At 31.4% G+C, this 22,253-nt stretch carries 22 protein-coding genes; 2 read left to right on the top strand and 20 right to left on the bottom strand.

The genetic code is table 11. The annotated features are described in order from the left end of the window. Nucleotides 1–44: 44 nt before the first annotated feature. Nucleotides 45–446 (bottom strand): hypothetical protein, encoded by a 402-nt coding sequence (locus BT107_RS13520; protein WP_072304357.1) that lies wholly within the window; start codon nt 444–446, stop codon nt 45–47. A gap of 29 nt (nt 447–475) precedes the next feature. Continuing rightward, nucleotides 476–1,126 (bottom strand): hypothetical protein, encoded by a 651-nt coding sequence (locus BT107_RS13515; RefSeq protein ID WP_139254324.1) that lies wholly within the window; start codon nt 1,124–1,126, stop codon nt 476–478. A 294-nt stretch (nt 1,127–1,420) separates the two neighbouring features. Here BT107_RS13515 and BT107_RS13510 point away from each other — a divergent pair, with 294 nt between their 5' ends. After that, complete coding sequence (locus BT107_RS13510; RefSeq protein ID WP_072304355.1) at nt 1,421–1,948, top strand: hypothetical protein; 528 nt, start codon at nt 1,421–1,423, stop codon at nt 1,946–1,948. Nucleotides 1,949–1,960: 12 nt separating this feature from the next. Here BT107_RS13510 and BT107_RS13505 read toward each other — a convergent pair whose 3' ends face one another. The 3 genes from BT107_RS13505 to BT107_RS13495 form a co-directional block, all read right to left on the bottom strand. Continuing rightward, nucleotides 1,961–2,317 (bottom strand): DUF2750 domain-containing protein, encoded by a 357-nt coding sequence (locus tag BT107_RS13505; RefSeq protein ID WP_072304354.1) that lies wholly within the window; start codon nt 2,315–2,317, stop codon nt 1,961–1,963. An 83-nt stretch (nt 2,318–2,400) separates the two neighbouring features. Then, nucleotides 2,401–3,210: a leucine-rich repeat domain-containing protein gene (locus BT107_RS13500; RefSeq protein WP_072304353.1), complete on the bottom strand. Its 810-nt coding sequence runs from the start codon at nt 3,208–3,210 to the stop codon at nt 2,401–2,403. A gap of 150 nt (nt 3,211–3,360) precedes the next feature. Then, complete coding sequence (locus tag BT107_RS13495; RefSeq protein ID WP_425291843.1) at nt 3,361–4,269, bottom strand: NAD(P)/FAD-dependent oxidoreductase; 909 nt, start codon at nt 4,267–4,269, stop codon at nt 3,361–3,363. A 196-nt stretch (nt 4,270–4,465) separates the two neighbouring features. Between BT107_RS13495 and BT107_RS13490 the strand changes: the two genes are divergently transcribed. Then, nucleotides 4,466–4,840, top strand: a complete 375-nt coding sequence (locus BT107_RS13490; RefSeq protein WP_072304351.1) for a Fur family transcriptional regulator — start codon at nt 4,466–4,468, stop codon at nt 4,838–4,840. Between the two features lie 228 nt (nt 4,841–5,068). On the opposite strand, the gene BT107_RS13485 is transcribed toward BT107_RS13490, so the two are convergent. From BT107_RS13485 to BT107_RS13415, 15 genes are all read right to left on the bottom strand, one after another. Further along, entirely contained in the window at nt 5,069–5,497 is a 429-nt protein-coding gene (locus BT107_RS13485; protein ID WP_072304350.1) for a hypothetical protein, read from the bottom strand. 218 nt (nt 5,498–5,715) lie between these two features. Beyond that, entirely contained in the window at nt 5,716–6,351 is a 636-nt protein-coding gene (locus BT107_RS17550; protein WP_072304349.1) for a hypothetical protein, read from the bottom strand. A 157-nt stretch (nt 6,352–6,508) separates the two neighbouring features. Continuing rightward, on the bottom strand, nt 6,509–7,030 hold the full coding sequence (locus BT107_RS13475) for a hypothetical protein (protein ID WP_244543131.1): 522 nt from the start codon (nt 7,028–7,030) through the stop codon (nt 6,509–6,511). A 280-nt stretch (nt 7,031–7,310) separates the two neighbouring features. Next, complete coding sequence (locus BT107_RS13470; RefSeq protein ID WP_072304348.1) at nt 7,311–8,078, bottom strand: SDR family NAD(P)-dependent oxidoreductase; 768 nt, start codon at nt 8,076–8,078, stop codon at nt 7,311–7,313. Between the two features lie 20 nt (nt 8,079–8,098). Further along, nucleotides 8,099–9,226, bottom strand: a complete 1,128-nt coding sequence (locus BT107_RS13465) for a polysaccharide lyase family 7 protein (RefSeq protein WP_072304347.1) — start codon at nt 9,224–9,226, stop codon at nt 8,099–8,101. Next, nucleotides 9,210–9,929, bottom strand: a complete 720-nt coding sequence (locus tag BT107_RS13460; protein ID WP_072304346.1) for a FadR/GntR family transcriptional regulator — start codon at nt 9,927–9,929, stop codon at nt 9,210–9,212. The genes BT107_RS13465 and BT107_RS13460 overlap by 17 nt, the downstream gene beginning before the upstream one ends. A gap of 79 nt (nt 9,930–10,008) precedes the next feature. Next, nucleotides 10,009–11,280: an Nramp family divalent metal transporter gene (locus BT107_RS13455; protein ID WP_072304345.1), complete on the bottom strand. Its 1,272-nt coding sequence runs from the start codon at nt 11,278–11,280 to the stop codon at nt 10,009–10,011. A 3-nt stretch (nt 11,281–11,283) separates the two neighbouring features. Then, a complete protein-coding gene (gene gndA, locus BT107_RS13450; RefSeq protein ID WP_072304344.1) occupies nt 11,284–13,152 on the bottom strand; it encodes an NADP-dependent phosphogluconate dehydrogenase in 1,869 nt (622 codons plus the stop codon). 270 nt (nt 13,153–13,422) lie between these two features. Beyond that, nucleotides 13,423–13,935 (bottom strand): hypothetical protein, encoded by a 513-nt coding sequence (locus BT107_RS13445; RefSeq protein ID WP_072304343.1) that lies wholly within the window; start codon nt 13,933–13,935, stop codon nt 13,423–13,425. 70 nt (nt 13,936–14,005) lie between these two features. Then, entirely contained in the window at nt 14,006–14,368 is a 363-nt protein-coding gene (locus BT107_RS13440; RefSeq protein WP_072304342.1) for a hypothetical protein, read from the bottom strand. Between the two features lie 363 nt (nt 14,369–14,731). Further along, a complete protein-coding gene (locus tag BT107_RS13435) occupies nt 14,732–16,393 on the bottom strand; it encodes a serine hydrolase domain-containing protein (protein WP_072304341.1) in 1,662 nt (553 codons plus the stop codon). 71 nt (nt 16,394–16,464) lie between these two features. Then, nucleotides 16,465–17,265, bottom strand: coding sequence for a helix-turn-helix domain-containing protein (locus BT107_RS13430; protein ID WP_072304340.1), 801 nt, complete (start codon nt 17,263–17,265; stop codon nt 16,465–16,467). 291 nt (nt 17,266–17,556) lie between these two features. Then, nucleotides 17,557–18,024, bottom strand: a complete 468-nt coding sequence (locus BT107_RS13425; RefSeq protein WP_072304339.1) for a hypothetical protein — start codon at nt 18,022–18,024, stop codon at nt 17,557–17,559. A 273-nt stretch (nt 18,025–18,297) separates the two neighbouring features. Further along, a complete protein-coding gene (locus tag BT107_RS13420; protein ID WP_072304338.1) occupies nt 18,298–20,970 on the bottom strand; it encodes an NB-ARC domain-containing protein in 2,673 nt (890 codons plus the stop codon). A 229-nt stretch (nt 20,971–21,199) separates the two neighbouring features. Further along, nucleotides 21,200–22,168: a hypothetical protein gene (locus tag BT107_RS13415; protein ID WP_072304337.1), complete on the bottom strand. Its 969-nt coding sequence runs from the start codon at nt 22,166–22,168 to the stop codon at nt 21,200–21,202. Between the last annotated feature and the right edge of the window lie 85 nt (nt 22,169–22,253).

Raw genomic sequence — 22,253 nt, 5'->3', positions numbered from 1 at the left:
TTTTTGTTTTTGTACGGTTTCATTTATGTAAGTAGGCTTAGCTTTTACTTTTTTAGTTCATATTCATTAAGCTGACCGTCAGATGTAAGGTGTTCGGCATCTTTTAACTCAAAAGTTCTACCAAATATAGAATTTATGTCATCAAAATACACTCGTATTTTATTGTCTTCTATAACATAGGTGCCTTTATTAGTTATTGTTTTTTGGGAGTAGTTCCAGTATGTTGCCGTAATATTTGTTTGGTCTACAAAAGTAATAGTAGCAAGGGTTGTAAGTATTTCTTTTGCAAATTCTGGGTTTGCTTTGGCATCATCAGGAGACATTTGGTCTTCTGCGTAGCCTTTATCTTCAAAGATTTTACCATCTAAATAAGCGGTAGTAACCTCATAATCTCCAATACAAGAAACCAGTAAAAATGTAATAAGTAGAAAGGGTATTTTTTTCATATATTTTTGTTTTTAGTCCCAAATTTTAATTAAAAAGAACGGTGTGTTTTTATTTCCATTAGAAGTTTTTCAGCTTCCTCTACATACCTTTTTGGCACAGGAAATGTATGTATTATAGTGTAAATACTATCTGGGCCATCTTGGTTACGTGACAACTCACTAGACGTAAACACTATTTTATTTGTTGCTTTATCATAGTCTATCTCAGTTAATTTTTTAAGTTTTATATTAAAAGGACACGTAAATGATTCTGAAACAACAATACCTTCTGTTGAAAAAATTACGACAATATTTTCGGCTTTTAATGCTTGTCTAAAACTATTAAAATCTCTGATAGATAATACTATTATAAGAGAAAAAGTAAGTAGACCAAAAATTGTATCAAGACTATTTATGCCTGCAGCAAAAAATATAATGGACATAAATAAAATAAATAAACCTATATATTTTAAGCTTTTTATAAAGTCTTTCTTAAAAGAATTATTATAATCTTTTTTAAAATTAGATGACTCATCTTTTGTATAGATCCATTGGGCAATATGTTTGTTTTGGTTTAAAATTATATTTTTTACATCGTATGTAGCACCATACATTAAAAGTCTAAAAAACCTGAAGAAAAAATAAGAAAAATAGACTGATAATGAATAGTTAAAAAGATTGAAGAAACTTTTTTCCTCCATAAAACTTCGAAACAAAAAAAGAGAGTAAAAATAAAGTATCACACCTAATAACACACCAATTGTAGTTATTACTACCTTAATTTTGAAGCTTTTTATATTTAATATTCCTTTATAAATAAAATTCATCTATATCCTTTCTCTTAAATAAGGTGTAACGCTTTGGCTTAACTAAGCAGATAAAAACAAGGAATTAATTATATACTGACTTGTACTTCCTGTTTTTTAATATTTAGCCAATAATAAGGTTTTTCTTATAAAAAAGTATAGATTAGCTAAGATTTAAGATTAAAAAATATGAAAATCTATAAAATTACAGATCAGCAAAGGCTTCAAGAATTAGCAAGTAAAACCAAAAAGAACACTATTATTTCTACCATAATAGTACTTGTTATAATAGCGTCTATTACTGTTTATTTAATAGTAAGTGGAGATGCAAAAGTTCCTGTAATACCTTTAACTTTAGTAGTGTTATTATTTGTTGTGCTTTTTTCATTAATGATAAAACAAGTAAACGATTTACTGTATAAATTAGCAAAGTATAAATATGTTAGATTAGATAGTGCTTCTGTAACTATTGGTACAAGTGCAGAGTTTAAAGAAGAGCTTAATTTTATACAAAAACACTTATTTAGCCGTGTTAATAGGTTTGGTGCTCATAATGATAAAACATTTTATGCCAATAAAATAAAGTCTATCCAGGATAAGAAAAATGCGGTACAAATAAAAGTTTCTGGGGTAGTTGGTAACGTAGTAGCAATACCAAAAGAAATAGATAACCTATCCGAAATTAAAGAAGAAATTACCAGAATGATGCGGTCTTAGTGTTTCTGTTTTTTATGAAGTTCTAGTTTTGTCAATCCAATCAATTAAGTTTTCAGGAGGTATATCATACCCAACAGCTTTTTTTCCGCTCCAGTTTAAACCAACTAGTTGTTTATGCGTTTTTAATACTTTTAACCAGTAATTGTAAAACGTATTTAAATCTAACTCTACGGGCTCAAAACCCTCATAAGCTTTAACCGTTTTTATAATTATTTCTGCTCTAGATTTACTAGACCAAAATGGCATAGCTCTAATGCCGTCTCCGTTTTTTGGCGCAGGAAACCCACCATTATCTTTTATAGTCCATACTTTGCCGGAAGATGCTACATCTTTATAAAATAGTGCGGCTTGTGAAGCAGATTGTGACATATTTAATTTTTGTAAGGTATTTTAAGTAAAAACTGAATGAAATTTTGACGCTTCGGGACTATTATGTAGACGAAAACCATTTTCTATTTTTCTATCCACCACTCAATTCCATCTTTAAATTCATTTTTAACAAAATCATAAGCAATAAAGAACCCAGATTGTAGAGATGGATGTTCACTTTGCAGAAGTTCTCTTTCTTGGTTTTTCATTCGCCAATGTGCATCAAGTCTTTTTAGTTTTTTGAGTTCTAAAATTGGTTTATAATTTTTGTCTCTTATTGATGCACAAGACATATCAAGTTCAATTAGTTCATTTAAGTCTGTAAAAGGTTCAAGACTATTTAGCATTAAATTTTTTGGAGCAAATGTATCCCCGCCAAGCTCCAAGGATTTTAACCATTTCATTTTTCCAATTAATTCATAATTAGCGACTTTAAAAGACGCGAGAATTGAAAGACTCTCTAATGATTTTAATTCAATTAATGGAGAAACATCTTCTAGTCTTGAAAAATTACTTAGATACAAGGCTTTCAGTTTTGTTAGCTTTTTAATTGAGCCTATGTCTGTAACGGTAGAAGACCAAATGTTTAAAACTTCTAAATTCTTCATTTTGCATATAACATCAAAGTAGTCTTGGTCTACTTTATGCCTAAGGTTTAGTCTTTTTATATGGCCAAGTTGCGGTAGTTTTTCTTTCCATTGTTCATCAATTTCCTTTCTTTTTTTTAAAGAAGTATTTGGAGGAAAGTCCATAGCCAAAGTGGAGATAAAAATGTTGTTTGTCTCCAAGATTCTATCTTTGTACTCCTGAAAAGTCTGCTCTTTATCCAATTCCGCTATGGTAGGGTAATAGGTATCTGCTATCTGGTCTTTTCCAATAATTGGTGTCTTCATGTAAAGTTTTCTAATTACCTTTCTTTTCTTAATTAGCCAAAGTTAATGATTTTCGGTTTGGCATAGACTTTAGCAATTCCGAGTAGATTAGGACGTAGTCGAATCTAACTTAATTGCGATGTTGGCGGTAGTGGTTCTTTTGTCCGACCGTCAAAATTCTTCTTCTGTCATTACGTTGTTTACCACAGCACCTGTGGTATTTCCTGTTGCTACTGCAATAGCGACAGAACGCATAGGACTTGAATTATCTCCACAAGCAAAAACATTTGATAAAGTTGTTTTCTGAAAAGAATCAACTTTAATTAAACCTTGTTCTGTTAGTTCACACCCTAACATTTCGGGAATTTTACAATGTTGTTTAAAATCAGGATAGGAGTAAATCGCATTGAGTTCAAATGCGGAATTATCTTTAAAAATAAGTTGTTTCAGGTGACCGTTTTCGTTTTGCAATTCGGTAATTTCTTTCTCAATTATCGGAATATTGTGATTCCTGATTTTATCGGTTTGTTCTTTCGTAAGAGTGGATTTTCCATTGGTAAAAATGGTAAGTTGTTTTGTCCAATTACGAATAAGTTGCGCGTAATGATACGCAAAATCTCCATTGGCTAAAATTCCTGTGTTTTCTCCTCTTACTTCGTAACCGTGGCAATATGGACAGTGAATGACAGAAATGCCCCAACATTCTGAAAACCCTTTAATGTTTGGCATTATGTCTTTTACACCTGTGGCAAAAATCAGCTTTTTGGCTGTAAATGTTTCGTCTGTTTCAGTGGTAATTGCAAAACCGTTTTCGATTTTCTTTCCGTTTACAGCAAGGTCTTTGTGAATTCTTATGGTATCATATTTCAAAACCTGTGATTGTGCTCTTTCTGCTATTACGCTGGGCTTTTCTCCGTCCTGTGTGATAAAGTTATGCGAATGTGGAGTTTGTCGGTTGCAAGGCAGACCGCTGTCAATGATTAAAACATTTCTTAAAGCTCGTCCTAAAGCCATTGCAGAAGAAAGTCCTGCGTAACTTCCGCCTATAATGATTACGTCAAAGTTTTTATTGTCGGTCATAAGATTGATTTTTGAGAATGATATCAACGGAATAGGTAAAGCTAAAGCAGTTAAAGCAAGTCCGCATTGTTTTATGATATCTCGTCTTGTCATTATTTTAATTTTTAGCAAAGATAGAAAAGTTTTACTTATTGCGAAATAGTCGCAATAGGTAAATGCGAATAATTTGCATTAACTTTGCAACAGAAAAAATGAAATGAAACGCAGGAATACACCATCAAAAGAAGCTGTATTACATTTATTGGTAAATACAGGAAAGGCAATGAGTCGTGACGCTATTGAGCAAAAATTAGAAGTAGAAATTGACAGAGCTACTATTTACAGGGTTTTAAACCGATTTTGTGAAGATGGAATGGTACATAAAATTGTTGCTGAAGACGGGAAACAATACTTTGCGGTATGTATTAAATGTGATGAAAAACAAATACCCGATAATCACTTTCATTTCCGCTGTAAAAACTGTGAAACTATTGAGTGTTTGCCAGAAGCTGTTCAGTTTTCTGCGCCTAATGGCTACAATGTCGAAAGTGTTAATTGTGTGCTTACAGGAATTTGTAAAGATTGTTCTTAAATCTATTTTTTTTCGAAAATTTAAAGTTTGCACAGTGTTTACCATTACCGCCAACGCTCTTGTGTATGAAACGTAGCATATAAAAAGACACTACTTTTTCGGTTAAACACAAAGCCGAATTTTTATATTTTATTTTAATTTTTCCTGTCCAAAGCAAAATCCCAAAGATTTTTCGACTCAATAAAAATAAGCTAACGCTGCGAATAAATAGCTTAGCCCGCATTACGTTTAGGTTTTGTTGTGTGTAGTTTTTATTTTTTTCATACTTACATATTCAATAATTTTTCCACTAATAAAAACAAAGAATGATATAATTCCAGAAAAAATAAGTCCAGTTAAAAATGAGAAGTTTTGTCCTGTATCCGAAATCATTTTTTGCATAGCTTCTTTTTGTTCAGGCGTGATTTCCTCTCCGTTAAAAAATCCGTCTCCATTCAAGTCAAATTTTTGTAGAGTCAGTTCCGATGTAATGTCAGAATAAGTCGCTCCTCCAACAATCAGAAGATAAATTCCGAAAAATACAGTTGTGCTTATCCAAAACCATTTCCATTTTCCATTCGCGAATAACTTTTTTCTTTTCAGAAATATTATTCCTAAAACCAATATTGAAATTAGGCTTGGAATTATTAAGTGATATGGTAAACTTATTTGGCTCATTAATTTCGTCTCGGTTTTGTCAAATTAGATACAACGTGATTGTGTATGGTTAGTACGGGAATTATAATTACTGAATTTCCGATTAAGCACTTAGCCAAAACTTTTTATTTTGTTTTATCTTTTCATTTTAAAGCTAAATCAAAAAGATTTGGCGGACTTAGTTTAAAAGCACTAAACTTTGAGTTAAGCACTAAAACCTGTATTAATTATAGCCATTGTTACCACACATTTTTTTCTTTCGGTGTTGATTTATATTCACTATTTGCACTTTCCAAAATTTTCTTTTCAAATATTTTCGGAAAGTATTTCATTATTATTTTTGATTTTAACTTTGTTAATCCGCTAACATTTTGGTCTGATTCTTTCCACAAGTTTTCTGCATCTTTTTTAGTCAGTATTTTTTCAATTCCGTTTTTAGTGTCAATTTTTATTAGTGGAAATTTAGGTTGATTTTCTCCACAAAGCGTTATCTGTTTTTCTAATTTCGAACTGATGGATTTCATAAAATAGGTAATCGTATTAAATTCCAATTCCGTTTTAATTTCAGTTGGATTTATGTCAAATTCGATTTGGTTTTCGAGGAAAAAGTAACATTTTACTACAATTCCATTTAAATCAATAGTAGCAGATTTAGTTTCTAATTGTCCAGTTTCGTCCGCAAGCATTATTTTTACGAATTCAAAGTCAATTTTATCCGTCAAATTTTCCTCATAAACCCCAAAAGTCAATTTGTATTCAGAGTTTAACAAGTCAACTACTTTTTCCCAATCCGAAATCGTAGTGTTTTGGATATAAATGTCTCTTAAGGCTCCATCCTTTTCAAAAATCCATTCTATGTTCCTCCAATTTTTCAATATCGATTTTTTAATGTGTGGTAACGTTTATGTATAAGAATAGTTGCGGGTTTGTATGCGAGGATTTTCAGAAGGAAAATCAGACGTTACAAACACGCAACGACCTTTGATTAAGCAATAAACCGCAATTATTTTTATACGGTGTTGTGCAACGTATTTATAATTTCTTTGTAATCCAATTTGATATTTTTTCAATTCGGAAAATTAATAATAAGGCTAAAATAGTTTTTAAAATATAATTAGAGGTTGCAAAATCAGGCAATTCAACGTCCTCATTTCCACTCAGTTTTGAAATCAATATAACGCAATATTCGATAAAACTTGGAATCAAATAGATTGAAGTTGCTAACCAAACAATTCCGACTGTCAACAAAATTACTTTTGACAGTGATTTCGGATTTAGTTCTGTAATGATTTCTTTTTCCGATTTGATTAATTTTTGAGAAATCCATTCCGCTTTCACGAATAGAAATATGGAAACGACAATGTTCGCTATTATCAGAAATGTTCCTGTAAAATAGAATTTGTCAATCGGTTCAATCAACATTTCGTCAAATCGAGCTATAGTTGCAGATAAATAAATTGACAAAAAATAAGAGCCAAAATGGTCAAAAATTTTCGTCAGTAAAAATATTCCAGCAATTCTAATTATTAGAGCTGTTAAAATTCGGTTTGTCATTAACTTTCGGTTTTGGTCATATGTTGCACAACTATATATAAACTCAATTTATTGCGTTTATTCCGCCAATATGGGTGTGTAAACGCACATTTAGCTTTTTAGTTGGTTTTTTTAGGTTGCTAATTTTCCTACAATGTAAAATTATTTTTTGTACTACAATTACGGAAATGTGTAATTGGTTCATTTTTTAATATAAATGGTAATTATAAACACAAAAAAAAATCTAGAGAAACAAGCCCTCCTAGATTTTTTAACTACTATAAATGTTTTAAAAAGTGTGCTACATATTGTATACGCCACCGTTTATGTCTAGTGTAGCGCCAGTTATAAAACCATTGTACTCAGACGCTAAATATACTACCGCTCTGGCAACGTCATCTGCATTACCTGCACGTTGTATTGGTATGCCAGCTGTTGTTGCTGCGGCAGACTCTTTTGTGGTGTGTGTGTTATGAAAAGAGGTGCCTAGAATAAGCCCTGGTGCAACTGCATTTACTCTTGTGCCTTGTGGGCCTAACTCTGCAGATAATGCTCTTGTAAGCGTTAAAATTGCGCCTTTGCTGGTAGAGTAGGCTAATGAACCTGGGTGTCCGCCTTTACGGCCTGCTAAAGATGCTAGGTTAACAATACTACTGTTTTCGTTTTTTGCTAAATAGGGTGCTGCAGCTCTGGTTACAAATAACATAGAGGTTAGGTTAATGTCTAGTACTTTGTGCCAAAAATCTGCATCTATCTCATTCAGCATTTTACGAGCCACTAAAGAGCCTGCGTTGTTAATTAAAATGTCTAGGCTACCAAAATTTTCAACCGTTTTGTACACCAATGTATTTGCATCTGCTTCTTTGGTTAAGTCGCCACTTATAGCTACTGCTTGTTGCCCTTTGCTTGTTGCATATGCAACTAGTTGGTTAGCCGTATCTGCACTAGAAAAATAGTGTATGGCTACATTGGCACCACTGTCTATAAAATGTTTTGTTATTGCTTCTCCTATACCTTGTGCACCTGCGGTTATAAGTATGTTTTTGCCTGTTAATTTAGTAGTATTCATAGTATTATAAATTAAAAGTTTTAATCGTTTTTTTCAAAATAACCTTTGTTAGTCACAGCAGCATCACTTACTGTTATACTTGCTGTTTTAAACCAAACTTCTGCATAGTTACCGTCTGCATATTGTTTTTGTATATCGCCACCGTGTGTTTCTGCACCAGAACACCAGTTTTTATTTATTTCTGGAGATTTACCATTGGTTTGGTTGTATGCACCAAGTTTAAAAAAGCAACCTTCGCCTGTATAGGCTTCTTTACGTTCTAGGCCATCTTGACCAATAGGTATAAACAAGGCTTGTGTTTGTAGTGGTATATTTGCCTTTGTAGTATAGTTAGACGTTATTAAGTTTTTTGTAAATGTTTTAGTCTTGTGCCCTTGGCTCATAAAAGTTAAGGTCATAATACCGTCTTTAACTTCTACGGTATAACTAAATTCTTCATCTAAGGCTATGCCATCTTCTGGTTCTTCTGGGTAGCTGTTTTCTGTGTTGCCAACAACAGAAAAATCGTTGCCCCAAACTGCAGTAGAATAATCCCATCGTTTAGAGTTATCCTCTCCAGCAGTATTAATTTCGTAATGCCAAAAAACAGAACCTTTTGTGTGTCCAGGGAATTTCTTGTAAAATATTTTTAATGGTTCGTTCTCGTGCTTATCTGCACTGTGTATTTGACCAACAACCACAGCGTAAGATGCTGCTACACGTGCGTCTCCTGTTGCAGAAACATTCATTACTTTTAAAGTAGCCGTTAATTTATCGTTGGCAGTTTTTGGATACCATTTTTTAGCTTGCGCCAATTCTGTTCTTGTATTATTAGACGTTCCGTGAGTGTCTCCGCCATTTGGCGCTTTAAAAACAACCCAATTGTCTTTGCCATCGTTTGTAGTGTAAAAAAAATCTTTGTTCTCAAAATTATTGGCAATACCAGCGTTAGAACCATCACCTAGAATAAGTTTCCAATGGTCAAAAAAAGGAATAACGTCACTAGCAAAAACAGGTTTTTGGTTCTCTGTAGTACTTGTAATTTCTGGTGTAGTTGTCTCTGCTTTTTTATCCTTACAACTCGTTAGTGTTAGTATAAAACTAAGAGTTAAGATTTTTACTGCGGATGTAACAGTTTTTCTATGGCTTATATTAATTGTATTCTTCATCTAAATCTATGTTTTTTATATGCATTGATAATTTAAAAAAGTGATCGTTCATCATTTGTGTGGCACCATCAGGATCTTTAGCTTCTATGGCTAAAAATATGTCTTCATGCTTTCTAATTTCGGTGCCCACACGGTCACCTTCACAAACGGTATCTCTTTCGTACGTTTTTAATATAGGCGGAATTAATAAGAGCATTAAAGACACCATACTGTTGTTCTTACTTGCTTTTGCTATGGCTAAATGAAATAGTAAATCTTCCTCTAGATAATCGTCGCCAACCGAAATTTTAGCTTTAAAAGCGTTAAAAGCTTCTTTAATTTGTTCTAAATCTTTAGCTGTACGTCTTTTAGCAGCTAGCCTAACCGTTTTTAGTTCTAAAGAAATTCTAGTTTCTACAAGGTCGTTAAAAGAAGGTGCATCTAGAGATACAATTTCTTCTACCATACCATTAAAACCAACCAAACCAATGGCTAGTATAGTACCGCTTTGCGACATAGATTTTACAACACCGTAAAACTCTAACTTACGAATGGCTTCTCTTATGTGGTTTCTTTTAACATCAAACTTCTCAGACATTATTCGCTCTGACGGTAGTTTATCGCCGCGCTCTAGCTTTTTAGCATTTATAAGGTCTCTAATGTTGCAGATTATAGCATTCTGCATTAATCTATTAGAGTTTTCATCTATCAAACTTATTTTCATAGAAATGTGTTTTTTATATGTGAATTACACAATTTTAGTATGTTACTTTCTTGGTTACGCAGCGTTATAAAAATCAATTTTAATAATCTAAAAGCGCTAGTATGCCGTTGTATGAGATTACTAAAGAAAAGAATAAGGCAGCAAACAACCCAATGTACACACCTAAGCTTGTCTTGTAGTTTTTCATAATTTTTTTATTGCTAAGTATTAATATAATGCCAAGTACAACTATGGGCAATACAAATACATTAAATACCTGTGATAAAATTTGTACCTCTATAGGGTTTGCTCCAAAAGCAGGACCAATTAGCGCTACCAAACAAGCCACAGCCGTAATAATTCTAAACTGTTTAGAGTTGGTGTCTAATTCTCCCGACTGATAATCTGCAATTAATAATGGTGCAATTAACAGACAAGGAAATATAGAAGATAAACCAGCACTTAATGCGCCAAAAAAGAAAATAGTAACCGCCCATTTACCAGCAACAGGTTCTAAGGTATTTGCCATATCTATTACCTGTGTAACTTCTGTGCCTTGGTAAAACAGTGCGCCAGCAGCTACCGCCATAATTGTTGCGCTAATTATAAATATTAAGATTGATGCTGTAATGGCGTCTTTCTTTTGTTGTTGTAGGTTGTTAATTGTCCACCCTTTTCCTTTTACAAACAAAGGTCTAGATAAAAATGTAGCTGAAGCCATAGTGGTGCCAACAAACGCAGCAACTAACATTTTGCCTCCAGGAACATTTGGTATGGTAGGTATTAAACCTTTAACAACATCTATAGTAAGTGGTTGTACAAAGAAGAATGATAAAAAGAACGATAAGCCCATTATGGTTACAAAGATGATAAGTACTTTCTCGAAAAAAGTATACTTACCAACCAACATTAACAGGTAAAATGTAATAATAATTACGGTCGCAATTATTAATATAGTCTGATACTCAAACGCTCTTAGACTCTCAAAGTTTATGGCTAGGATTTCAAAAATAATATTAGACGATATTCCTAAAATGCCCATTAAAGAATTCCATTGCCCAAACGTAATACCCACAATAATTAAAATGGCTAAAACTTTACCAAATTTAAAATGTTTTTTAAACGAGTACAGGGCAGTTTCGCCAGTAATTAAAGCATAATTACCGTAGGCAAATATTAGTACTCCAGAAAAAATACAACTTAGTAAAAGCACCCATAATAATTGCATACCAAACTTACTGCCGGCAACAATCATAGAAGTTACGCTACCAGTACCAATGGTGTAACCAATGGCAAAGATTCCAGGACCAAAGCCCAAGATAAGCGCAAGTATTTTTTTAAATAATGATTTTTTAGTTTTAGTTGTTGGCATATTTTAGTGGTTTTTCCAGTCGGTATGGTAAAATTTGTTTGTGTTATTGTCTATTCTTTGGTAAGTGTGCGCACCAAAATAATCTCGTTGTGCCTGTATTAAATTTGCAGATGAATTTGCTACTGCAAAACCATTTAAAAAATTAATAGATTCACTAAAGTTAGGAATAGGAATTTCGTTTAAAATACACGCTGCAACCACTTTTTTAATGCTTGGTTTTAGTGTGTTTATTGTGCTAATTATATCTTTGTCTGTAAGTATGTTGTTGGTGGTTTTAAAAGTTTTTACCAAGCCAGACATAAAATCAGACCTAATAATGCATCCGTTAGTCCAAATTCTGGCTAGTTCGCTTAAATTTAATCCCCAATTGTAACGTGCAGAAGCTTCGTCTATTAATCTAAAACCTTGGTAATGATTAATTATTCTTGCAAATTGGTATGCCTCTAAAATAGCTGCAACACTAAGATCTAGGTTTGCATCTGTAGTTGTACTAAAATGTTTGCTGGCGGCAATTCTTTCGTCTTTAAAAAACGAGATGTAACGTGCAAATAGGGCAGAAGCTATCATTGTGCTTGGTACGCCCAATTCTGCAGTAGCAATGGTTGTCCAGTTGCCAGTACCTTTGTTCCCAGCCTTGTCCATTATTTTGTTTACCAACCAATCATCGCCTTCTTTTTTTCGTAGAATATCAATGGTAATTTCTAGCAAATAACTGTTTGCAGTATCTTTATAACCCTCTAAAATAGTAGCAATTTGGTCAGGGTTATTCCCCATTGCTGTAAGCATTAAAAATACCTCTGCTAACAATTGCATTTCTACATACTCTATACCATTGTGTACCATTTTTACAAAATGTCCGCTACCTTCTGTGCCAATATGTGTGCAACATGGCATATTATTGGCGTCTTTGGCTGCAATTGCTTCTAAAAAGGGCTGTACCTTTTTGTAGGCTTCTTTATGGCCTCCAGGCATAATAGACGGACCTTTTAAAGCACCTTCTTCTCCGCCCGAAACTCCAGCGCCTATAAAGTGTATGTGTTTAGACGTTAAATAATCAAAACGTTCTTTTGTTTTGTTGTAGTTAGAGTTTCCGCCATCTATTAGAATATCACCTTCGTCTAAAAAAGGCAACAAATATTCAATAACATGGTCTACAATTTTACCTGCATTAACCATAAGCATAATCTTTCTTGGTTTTTGTAACGAGTTTACAAAAGAGGCTATATCATCAAAAGGCAAAGCAGTGGCCAATTCTTTAAATTCGTTTTTAAAATTTACTGCAACATCTTCTTCTTTACCACTAAGGTGTCTGTTAAATAACGATATATTAAATCCTTTGCTTGCTAGGTTACGACTAAGGCTTTTGCCCATAACGCCTAATCCAAACAAACCAAATTCAGCTGTATTTTCTAATTCTTTACGTATCACTTTTACAATAGTGTTAGGTGTTAAACTTATAGCTACTTTAATGGCATTTTTTGGTTCTTCTAATGTGCTAAACTGAGATTTTAGTAAATCTGAACTCATAAAATGACCTTTGCGCTCGTTAATTCTTTTTTCAATTAGCTCAAAAGAACCTGTTAGAAAAACCCATTTTGTACTGTTTTTAATAGTAGCGCTTAAAATAGTACGGTAACTCTCTTTTAAAGCAGAACAAACTATAATGCAACCTTTGTCTTTAAGTTGTTGTATGGCAAGCTTATTTAAGGTTTGTAGCCAACCCAATCTATCGGTATCGTTTAAAGGTTCTCCTTTAGACATTTTTAAAATGTTTTCTTTAGGATGATAATCGTCTCCATCAAAAAAAGGAATAGAAAGTTCTTTAGACAATAAGTTGCCTATGGTGCTTTTGCCTACACCAGAAACTCCCATAATAAAGATAATTTGTGCTTCGATTTTAGATTTATTTTAAATTGGGCACCCAAACTGGGTACCCAAATATATGTTTTTTATTTTTAATAATTAGTTGATAGCGTGATTATTATAAAATTGGATGTAAGAGGGATGTATAAAGAGTATAAAAAAAAGGATGCTTTTTATGCTTTAAAAGAGAGAGAAATAGCATAAGAAAAAAGGAAAGTAGAGGCAGAAACTAGAAGTGTCTGTTTCTGCCTGTGTTTTGGGTTGTACGTATATTTTAGACTAATATACTTTACCGCTTTCTTTAATAATTGTGTCTAAAGAAGGACTGTTAAACTTATGAAAATCTGTATGGTTATTATCTAAAAAATTAGTTAGATGAGTTAGCGCATCTGCTTGTAAAACACCTATAGCGGCGGTTTTTTTTTCTTCAACTGCTTTTTCTTTAGATCCTCCAAAAAACTGACTAAATTTTGAAGTAGGAACTATTTTACACGCCCTAAATTCTACAACTAGTTTAATTTCATCTGGCTGTACACGTGTACTTGGGTGTAGGTGCGGATGAATATGAAGAATATCTTCTCTTTTATGATTTTTAAATGTAACCGAAAAATTCCAAGAGTTGTTATCAACTATATCAGAATCGTTTTGGTTTTCTGGTGTAGCTTTAGTTAGTAAGTTAAACCAATTTATACTTTTGTATTCTTCTAATACCTCTTCTGGCGAAGAAACTATTTTCTCTGTCTTTTTTTCATTAGACATAAAGTTTTTAAAGGAAATAGAATATTTTACCATTAGTTATTTTTTGAGGTTTATAAGACTAATTTAGTTATTTTTTACTACAGTATTTTGTTGGCAACCGTTTTTAATTTTCATCCCACGACATTCTTATTTGACTTTGACCGCACCTTTCTAGAGATTCAATAAGATCAGCTTTATCATAATACATTTTAAATTTATCCGGAACAATTTCATTAATCAATTCAACAGTTGGGCTCAATTCCGAGTGATAATAATTTTGAATCTGTATTCGCTTAGTTTTTGATCCTTTTATGAATTCGTAAACCTTAATGTCTCCGTCTGCAATACAAGGATTTGAATAGAATACTCCCAAACTGTCAACATTTATTTCCGATAGTTTGCGGATTTTACTAGAAGGTAGATTAGTTGTTGCGTATAATATACTGTCTTTTTCATTTTCAAGTTCTCCTCTAAAAGTTATTGTCAATTCTTTATCAGTCAGTTAATACAGAACTGAATAAGCCAGAGAATAATTATAATCAGCAACGGACAATTCGAAAGGATGTATTGGCTCCTTTTCACAAGAAATTAGCGTTAAAATATATACAGAACAAATAAGGATTCGATATTTTCTCATATGGTTGCCAACGGTTAGTATATAGAAAGTAGGGCAATTGATAAGCACTATCGTTTCGGTTTATTACTTAGCTAAATATAAATATTTTGCTTTTATATTTTGTTCTATAAACGCCAAATTTTATAGTTAGTGGACTTTGTTAATATGCACAGAACTTTCTATTAAGCCACAAACGCCCTATGTTTTTTATACACTTTTGGCAACTTGCTTTTTTCAATTTTCAAGGTAAGGTAAAATGTATTTTTTAAAAATTGCTTCTGGTTGTTGTGTTTTTCCATTTCTATAATTTCCAGATGTAACAACAACAACTACTTTTAAATAAGGAATAACAAAAATATACTGTCCACCAGCTCCTCTTGCTTCAATAGATTTTATGCTCTTTTCGTTAACTTGATAAGTGTTGTGCCACCATAAATAACCATAACCGTTTTTATCAACTACATTCTCTAAATTACGATAGTTTTTAAAGGAGTTTTCAACCCATTTTTTAGATATCACACGTTTTGATTTTCTCTTTCCTTTATTAAGATAAAGTTCGCCGAATTTCAACATATCTTTAGGGGTAAGATACATTCCTCCACCAAAATATGGTTTATCTTTTAAGTCGGATTGAATAATGTAATTTGAAATTCCTAGTTTTTGAAATAAAAACTTATCAATAAACAATTCCAAAGGCTCAGAAATTACTGAATCCATAGCAACACCAAGTAAAGCTGGGTTTGCAGAACCATAATTTGCTTTAGTGTTTGGTTTATGAATCATTGGCGCTTTTAGAATTGCCTCAATCCAATCTGGTGTTCTTTGATAATTTTGCTCTGTTGCAGAAGATTTTGGATTTGCATTTATACCATAATCAATAGCATCTATACCAGAGCTCATTGTTAATAGACTCTGAATATCAATTTTAGTTTTTAGACTATCTTTATGTATTTGATATTTTTTAGGTAGAAAATCAAAAATAGATTGCTCAACATTTTTAAATAATGATTTGTCTTTTGCAATTCCAACTATTGAAGATGAAATACTTTTAGATGCTGAAAGCATATCGTGCGGGATGTTTGCATTGTATCCATCAAAGTAATTTTCATATATAATTTTTCCTTTTTTTGAAATTAAAACGGAATGTGTATTAGGTAATGAATCCTTGGAAATAAGTTTTTCCATTTCGGTAAGTTGTAGAATAGAAGTTTTATTGTCATTTTTAAAACCACCAATTTCCCAATCTGTTGTAGATTTGGTTAAACCTATTTGTGTAAGTAAATTGTTTCCTAAATAGATATCTAATAGTATTTCATTTGTGGCTAACTTTCCTTTAAACTGCAAGCCTGTTTTAAAATCGGTAAACGAAAGCGAGTCATTTTCTTTTTTAAAATTATCACACCAAGTTCCTGTAAATCGGTTATCTCCAAAAATTGGGTAAGCTTCATATTCATTTCCTGCTCCATTTTCAACACTTAAATAAAAATTTAACGATTTTAACTCATCTACCATTAATATATTCCAAATACCAACAAAAGTATTATTGTCTGATTGTGTAAGTTTTAAGTGATAAAGAAGCATTCCAGACTTGATAAATCCGTTAATTTCTTTACCGTTTTTGGACAAAACACCTTTAAAATAATAATTTTCAGAAAAAGGTATTTCTATTAAAGAAGCACTTTTTATATTAAAAGGATAATCAATAATATTTGTTCTGTTAAAAATTTTAAATCTAGCTTTTTCAAGCCCTAAATTTTCTATTTCTACTTTTAGGTTGAATGTCTTTGAATTTTCTATTTTTCCTTCCCAACCACTTGTATATTCTACCATATTCTGCGTATAGGCAGAATATGAATAAATAATGGCAAGTAATAGTATCAAATCTTTGACTCTCATTTTGTGATTGATTTTTAGATGAATTGCAAAGGTGATATTATTCTATTTACCAAAATTGTATATAATTAACATTAGTAAATATTCTTTAAAAATTTTGTTGGCGTTGAATTATATGTTTTCTTAAAGTTTGAAATAAAGTGGCTTTGGTCATAGAAACCACACTGATAACAAATTTCAGTCATAGAAAACTTTTTAGAGAGAAGTAAATGAAACGCTTTATTTAATTTAATCAATCGGATGTAATTACCAAGACTTGTTCCAAAATAGCGGTTAAATTCTCTAGACAAATGGATTGGATGGATGTTTAATTTTGAACTTAAACTTTTTAAAGAATAGTCTGTTTTTTCCTCAATCAATAATTCTTTTAGTTGACTTACCCAAATTGGTTTTTTTTGATTCCCTTTTTTTGATTCTTTTATAGTATTAAATATGTCAATCAAATTACTCTCAATACTTAAATTTGAATACTGGTCGTTAATTTTAGTCTCAATAAACACCTGATTCATCAGATTCTTTATCATTGGATTCTGTAGATTGATACTTCCTTCAAAATCTGTTATTTGAATATCAAAATTTGAAAACCAATTCTCATTCAGCTCAATGTGAAAACCTCTGGTAAATTCAGGAGGTTTTATATTGTAATGTGAGTCTTGCCAATTATGAAACAGTAGATTTCCAGGCTCTAAATAGTAAGATTCTTTTTTGTTAGATTCAAATAATTTACCTTGAAGTAAATAAGTGAAATATGGATTTTCGTGATAATGCCAATCAACCTTACTATGTGTATATTCTGTATCTGTAATTATTAGATTTTTAAAAGCTGATTTTTGATAATGACTTCCGTAAAATTCTCCTTTTTTTAGTTTATTCATTATTTTTTTAGCTTGTTGCCAACGTTTAGTATAAGAAATGTAGGGCAGGTGATAAGCGCTATCGTTTCGGTTTATTACTTAGCTAAATATAAATATTTTGCTTTTACCTTTTCTACTATAAATGCCAAATTTTATATTTAGCGGACTTAGTTAATATTCAAAGACCTTTCGGTTTAGCCACAAGCAAAATCTTTTTAATTTGTTTTATCTTTTTTGTTCTAAAGCCAAATCAAAAGATTTCTCGGACTTCGTTTAAAGCTCTAAACTTTGGATTAAGAACCAAAACCCGTATTAATTATAGCCATTGTTGGGCTTTCGTTTTTTTATTTTTTCCTTAATTCTTTCTAATATTCTTTCTTCAAATTCATTTTTAGCTTTAGAGTTTTTCCACCACCAAAAATATTCATTTGCATCAATCCAATTTCCGAGGTCAGTTTTGTTTTTATAATTTGCAAAGTAAAATGTTGTCGTTGTTTTGTTTTTCGGTCTTGTTAATGCGTGAATTATCTGATTTTTATCTTTATACTCAAAATAGATTGAGTACCAATGTTTACTTTTATGGTCAGCAAAACTATTCGTGTTTAAATTGTTTTCCGATTTCACCTCATTTATAATTTCGATAAGAATTCTTTCAGAAACATTCAATTCATAAGTTTCAGCTTTTCCATAACTTCCTGGGGAAAAAGACCAACCGATATAATAAAATAAAAGTCCAACCGCTAAAAGTCCGATTGTAATTAATAAATATTTTCTTTTCAATTTTTTCTAAATTTTCTTTTCAGAGTTCGATTTTCAAATGAATCCCAACGGTCTAGTGTATGATTTCGTTGCGTGTTTAAGCTCTAAAGTTAGCAAATAAATCCAGATAGAAAATCCGCGAGTCCCAACGCTTCGGGATTTGTAAATTGTAGAGGACTAAGCCTTTGCTATTGCAAAATTAGGACTAATATATGATGATTCTTATAAAAGTATTTTAGTTAAAAATTAATGAGTTTTTACTTGTTTTTTACCACAGTACTTTGTTAGCCATAGTTATTCTATCAGTTTAATGTTTTTCGCACATTCTCCTTGTGGATTAGTTCCGATTTCAAAACTAACTAATTGACCGTTTTTAATTTTTTTCCATTCTGTTCTATTCTCAACATCAAGGAAGTCATACATATTTGCATAGAAACTGGTTTTATCTTCTTTTTGTATGAATACAAATGGTTTACTAGCATTATTTTGATTTCGGCTAATTGTTCCCATATGCTTTAAAGCATTATCGTCAGGATTGAATTCTTCTAATAACGAACTAAGGGTATAATCATCAAATTTTTCTGAATATCTATGAATTATTTTTGGTTTTAAGAGAGTTAAACCAATTTTAGTATTGTTGTTAGTTATAACTTCTTTAAAATAGCTTTGTTCATCTTGTAATGTAGTTAATGGGACTAGTTGAAAACAAGATAAAAGAGCTTCGCAAAAGTTCTTTATCATTTTTGGGTCTAGAATTTTCTTTTCAGAACATTCATAATAAACACTTATAGCCTTTTTAAAATGACGAACTGAATTATCGAAGTCCCTTTCTATAGTAGCAAAACTTTGTCCCATATGATTATACAAAGAAATCAACTCTGTATATGCAATTCTCTCACTCTTTGAGTCTAATTGATTTTCAAGTAATCCTTTTAATTTGTGAATAGCTTTGTTATATTCTCGTTTTCTATTATAAATCCTTACAAACAGAAATGAAACAGAAGGGTTGTCTGATTTATATTCAAAAAGTTTTTCAGCTTGAATAAGAGCATTGTCTGGGTCTTCCATTTGAAATAATAAGAACTGCGAATAGAAGTATAATAATTTATGATTATCAGGTTCTACTTCTAAGCCTAATTGATAATCATCTTCTGCTCCCAGTAAGTCTCCAGATGTAGCTTTTATGAATGCCCCAACTCTATATGATTCAAAATGACTTGGCACAATATTTCTAGCTTCATTTACTTTGATTAGAGCATTTTCGTATTCTTTCTTCCAAGATAAACCTAAAGCTTCTTGCAAAAATTTAGCTGCAATCTTTTCATTTGAATTTCTATAAGTTATTGCATTAATTTCAAAAATATTATAAGAATTTATCTTTTTCAATTGAGAGGCACTAAGTGTTAACTCTCTAAGTTTTGCAGAAATGTTCTTAATGAATGCAATGTCAATTGTATAATTTTTTGTCAGATAATCTTTTGCAAAATCAGAGATGAAATAGTTTGTTTCCTCAATGTTTTCCCCATCAATAATTTCCGTACTTATTAAAGTAGTTTTAAACAGTTCTAAGAGATGTTTTCTAACTTCAATTGGTTTTAATTCTGATAAATAAATAATCTCTGCTGTTCTTAGGCTTTTCCTTGCAGCTCTCAAAGTATTCAAGATATTTATTGCACCTGTACTTAACTTATCATACACGTTAGTAAGACAAAAATTGAGTAAATCTTCTTTGTTGTTTAAAACTTCTGTTGGGCTGATACCAGCTTCTACAGTATTTACAAACCATTTTATAGCTAGAGGATTATGATATAGTTTTGTTGAAATATCAATTAGAGTTTTTTGAGGTAGTTTTAAAAGTGTTTCGCTATCTCGTATTCTTGCAATCTCTCTTATTAATTTTGCAGATTCAGAATCACTAAAACCTTTAAGCTTTCTTCTGTATTCTAATTCCCCTAAACCTATTCTTGATGTAATTACAATATTGCATTTCATTTGAGCTTCTCTAATAAACTCAATAACATCTTCACTCTGAATTGTTTCTAAATTATCAATTATTAGAAGTGTTTTAAATAATGAAAAGTACTCCAGTATTTCTTCTAATTTATTAGTGGAAGTTTTTTCTACTTCAAGTGTTGTAGAGATTAAATCTACTAAACCAGTATAGTTTGTTATGGCATCATAAATTTCTTGTATTCCTTTTGAAGTTAGCATTGTAGTTTTTGCAGAAGTCCAGATTACTAAATCGAATGGACTATCTTTTCCCATATCTACAATGTCATATGCAATTTTTAATGCTAGTGCAGTTTTCCCTATTCCTCCATCTCCAATAATACTGACAACTTTATTTGAAAAAATTAATTTTTTTATATCTTCTACATCATTTTTTCGCCCAATAAAACCGGTTTCATCAAAGTCCGGTTTAGGTAAATTATGCACGACTATTTGCTCAGGCTTTTGATACTCTAGAGTTGGAAGTGTCAATGTCAAAACATAAGTTGGGTCACTCTCAATTTTGTTTTTTGTCTCTAAAGTAATTAACCAGCGAATTGGATTGCTTTGCTTTAAATCAGAAACAAAATTGTAAACAGTCGTAAAATCGCCACCTAAAAGTGGCCTAGTGTGCATTACTCTATTGCGTATAGGTGTCAATTCTTCTAGTGCTCCAAAAATACTTTTTAAGTAAGTGCTACTTTCTTTTGTTAGAAAAGTGTCGTTTTTTCTTAATATTACAAACGTGTCGTGAAAGTCTAAATAGTCAATTGAATCTTCCAAATTTAAGTATATATCTACACCTGGATTCTCTTTCGTATATCTTTCAACGACTTTATTAATTAGTTCCTCATTTTGAAAAAAACTTAAATCAGAAAAGTAAGGAACTACTTGTTGTCTTATAGTAGATTTTAAATCAATTTCGATTCCATATATTAAAGCAGCTAGAGTTAATCTTACTTCTGTTATTTTTGACATATATTATTGTTTTTTTCTAATTATGGCTAACGTCTCGTATATGAAAAGTAGCACTGAAAATAAGCGATAACTTTTCGGATTAACACAAGCCGAATTTTTAAATTTTTCTATTTATTTTTCTTTTCTCAAATAGCCAAATTTAAAAATTTGGCGACCTCGAAAAAGTGCCCGAACCTTTGTGTTAGCAACTGCTCGCGCTATTTTTTATATACGTTGTTGCCACTAGTACTTATTCCGTGTTTAAGGATTCTAGTTTTGAAATTGTTCTGTTCAATACTTGAGTGAAATATCTATACTGTGAGCGAATCTCAATATACAACATTCTTAAATGATTATATTGATGAGAGATATCTCTACCTAAAACTGATATTTCTTTACCAACTGGATGCGTTCTAAATAAATTTGTGCTAACTATTTGCGCTTGAATTGGTCGGATTATGTTTTTATAATAATCAGTCAGAGCTCTTTTTCCAATAATATTTTGATGATAATATTGCACTTTTGAATCTAAAAGTAGAAATGTAGGATCTTGAAGATAATTTGGATTATTATTCTTTTCATACTCGGTAAATTCAACAACCTTGTCCAGATATTTCTTGTCTAATCCGACAAAAACAGATTTGAGTGTTTCACTTCTTTGCACTACTATCGAATGATAATCATCAACGACAACCATTAAATTTTTAATGAAATCAATTTGAGAGAAAGCAGTATTAAAATCTGAACTATTTTTAAATGTTTTGAATAAAAGAGGCGATTCCAAATTAGAAAGTCGGTCGTAAGTATTGGTTAAAATCTTTGGTGCAGTCGTTGGTACTCCGTTATCTAAACTAATCGTTTCTTGGTAAAACTTTTTGTAGCCATTTCTTAATTCAGGAACTATATTTTTCTTTAAATCATCAAATTGATTGTTGAAATAATCCTTTAATTTTTGTAATTCTTTTTGTTCATTATTTCTTTTAAGCAATCGGTCAATTAAAATTCCAAGTGCGAAAATTAAAATAGTAAAAACAACTGTGAAGATTGTATCATTGGAAACACCAAAAAAGGTGTCAGTTTTTTGATTCAAGTGACTATGTAAATCCGTATGAATCGAAGAAATATTTTCGTTGAGATTTTTGACTTGAACAAACAAACTATCTTGAATTGAGATATTCAAAGAATCATTCGTAATGCTTGATGTTGGTTCGTTTTGCAATGTTCGTTTGTATTAGTGGCAACTATATATAAACTCAATTAATTGCGTTTATTCCGCCAATATGGGTAAATAAACGCACATTTGG

Source organism: Cellulophaga fucicola, from assembly GCF_900119145.1.
GTDB lineage: Bacteria > Bacteroidota > Bacteroidia > Flavobacteriales > Flavobacteriaceae > Cellulophaga > Cellulophaga fucicola.
This window is presented reverse-complemented; position numbering and strand designations above follow the sequence as displayed.